The sequence below is a fragment of the Pseudomonas oryzihabitans genome, assembly GCF_007665395.1.
GTDB classification, from domain to species: domain Bacteria; phylum Pseudomonadota; class Gammaproteobacteria; order Pseudomonadales; family Pseudomonadaceae; genus Chryseomonas; species Chryseomonas psychrotolerans_C.
This window is the reverse complement of the sequence record NZ_VDND01000023.1, coordinates 2,068-5,073: the sequence shown is the minus strand read 5'-3', so window position 1 is coordinate 5,073 and position 3,006 is coordinate 2,068. Positions and strand designations below refer to the sequence as shown.

Annotated in this window: 1 rRNA gene; it reads right to left on the bottom strand. The window is 52.3% G+C overall.

The window, feature by feature from the left end:
• Positions 1-3: 3 nt before the first annotated feature.
• Positions 4-2,796 (bottom strand): 23S ribosomal RNA (locus FSV73_RS25395).
• Between the last annotated feature and the right edge of the window lie 210 nt (positions 2,797-3,006).

Below are 3,006 nucleotides of genomic sequence, written 5' to 3'. Positions count from 1 at the left end.
AGGAAGCTCAAGGCTCCAGTGAGATCTCATCTTGAGGCAAGTTTCCCGCTTAGATGCTTTCAGCGGTTATCTCTTCCGAACATAGCTACCCGGCGATGCCACTGGCGTGACAACCGGAACACCAGAGGTTCGTCCACTCCGGTCCTCTCGTACTAGGAGCAGCCCCTCTCAAATCTCAAACGTCCACGGCAGATAGGGACCGAACTGTCTCACGACGTTCTAAACCCAGCTCGCGTACCACTTTAAATGGCGAACAGCCATACCCTTGGGACCGGCTTCAGCCCCAGGATGTGATGAGCCGACATCGAGGTGCCAAACACCGCCGTCGATATGAACTCTTGGGCGGTATCAGCCTGTTATCCCCGGAGTACCTTTTATCCGTTGAGCGATGGCCCTTCCATACAGAACCACCGGATCACTAAGACCTACTTTCGTACCTGCTCGACGTGTCTGTCTCGCAGTCAAGCGCGCTTTTGCCTTTATACTCTACGACCGATTTCCGACCGGTCTGAGCGCACCTTCGTACTCCTCCGTTACTCTTTAGGAGGAGACCGCCCCAGTCAAACTGCCCACCATACACTGTCCTCGATCCGGATGACGGACCAGAGTTAGAACCTCAAGGTTGCCAGGGTGGTATTTCAAGGATGGCTCCATGGGAACTGGCGTCCCCACTTCAAAGCCTCCCACCTATCCTACACAAGCAAGCTCAAAGTCCAGTGCAAAGCTACAGTAAAGGTTCACGGGGTCTTTCCGTCTAGCCGCGGATACACTGCATCTTCACAGCGATTTCAATTTCACTGAGTCTCGGGTGGAGACAGCGCCGCCATCGTTACGCCATTCGTGCAGGTCGGAACTTACCCGACAAGGAATTTCGCTACCTTAGGACCGTTATAGTTACGGCCGCCGTTTACCGGGGCTTCGATCAAGAGCTTCGCTTGCGCTAACCCCATCAATTAACCTTCCGGCACCGGGCAGGCGTCACACCCTATACGTCCACTTTCGTGTTTGCAGAGTGCTGTGTTTTTAATAAACAGTCGCAGCGGCCTGGTATCTTCGACCGGCATGAGCTTACGGGGTAAACCCTTCACCCTCACCGGCGCACCTTCTCCCGAAGTTACGGTGCCATTTTGCCTAGTTCCTTCACCCGAGTTCTCTCAAGCGCCTTGGTATTCTCTACCCGACCACCTGTGTCGGTTTGGGGTACGGTTCCTAGTTACCTGAAGCTTAGAGGCTTTTCCTGGAAGCATGGCATCAACCACTTCTCCTTCTAAAAGAAGGATCGTCATCAGCTCTCGGCCTTGACCGTCCGGATTTACCTAAACGATCAGCCTACCACCTTAAACTTGGACAACCATCGCCAAGCTGGCCTAGCCTTCTCCGTCCCCCCATCGCAGTAACTAGAAGTACGGGAATATTAACCCGTTTCCCATCGACTACGCCTTTCAGCCTCGCCTTAGGGACCGACTCACCCTGCGTCGATTAACGTTGCGCAGGAACCCTTGGTCTTTCGGCGTGCGAGTTTTTCACTCGCATTGTCGTTACTCATGTCAGCATTCGCACTTCTGATACCTCCAGCAAGCTTCTCAACTCACCTTCACAGGCTTACAGAACGCTCCTCTACCGCATCACCAAAGGTGATACCCGTAGCTTCGGTGCCTGGTTTGAGCCCCGTTACATCTTCCGCGCAGGCCGACTCGACTAGTGAGCTATTACGCTTTCTTTAAAGGGTGGCTGCTTCTAAGCCAACCTCCTAGCTGTCTAAGCCTTCCCACATCGTTTACCACTTAACCAGGACTTTGGGACCTTAGCTGACGGTCTGGGTTGTTTCCCTTTTCACGACGGACGTTAGCACCCGCCGTGTGTCTCCCATGCTCGGCACTTCTGGGTATTCGGAGTTTGCATCGGTTTGGTAAGTCGGGATGACCCCCTAGCCGAAACAGTGCTCTACCCCCCAGAGTGATACATGAGGCGCTACCTAAATAGCTTTCGAGGAGAACCAGCTATCTCCGAGCTTGATTAGCCTTTCACTCCGATCCACAAGTCATCCCCTGCCTTTTCAACGGAAGTGGGTTCGGTCCTCCAGTCAGTGTTACCTAACCTTCAACCTGCTCATGGATAGATCGCCCGGTTTCGGGTCTATTCCCAGCGACTAGACGCCCTATTAAGACTCGCTTTCGCTACGCCTCCCCTATTCGGTTAAGCTCGCCACTGAAAATAAGTCGCTGACCCATTATACAAAAGGTACGCAGTCACCTAACAAAGTAGGCTCCCACTGCTTGTACGCATACGGTTTCAGGTTCTATTTCACTCCCCTCTCCGGGGTTCTTTTCGCCTTTCCCTCACGGTACTGGTTCACTATCGGTCAGTCAGGAGTATTTAGCCTTGGAGGATGGTCCCCCCATATTCAGACAGGGTTTCTCGTGCCCCGTCCTACTCGATTTCATTGATAAGAGCGTTTCGCGTACAGGGCTATCACCCACTATGGCCGCACTTTCCAGAGCGTTCCGCTACTCTCAAATCAACTTAAGGGCTGGTCCCCGTTCGCTCGCCACTACTAAGGGAATCTCGGTTGATTTCTATTCCTCAGGGTACTTAGATGTTTCAGTTCCCCTGGTTCGCCTCTTAACCCTATGGATTCAGGTTAAGATACCTAGGTTATCCTAGGTGGGTTCCCCCATTCAGAGATCTCCGGGTCACAGGTCATTTGCCACCTCACCGAAGCTTATCGCAGGCTATCACGTCTTTCATCGCCTCTGACTGCCAAGGCATCCACCGTATGCGCTTCTTCACTTGACCATATAACCCCAAGCAATCTCGCTGACGTCCAAGGACGCTACCGATCTGCAGGCGTTAAATGAGTGAAGACGACATTTCGCCGAAAACTTGCGCTTGAGTTCGCAAGATTTTACCTTGACGACACTGATTGCCAGTGAAAACAATCAATGCAGTCTACTTCTATCACTTTCCCAATTTTTTAAAGAACAGTTCTGATCAAAGACCAGAAGT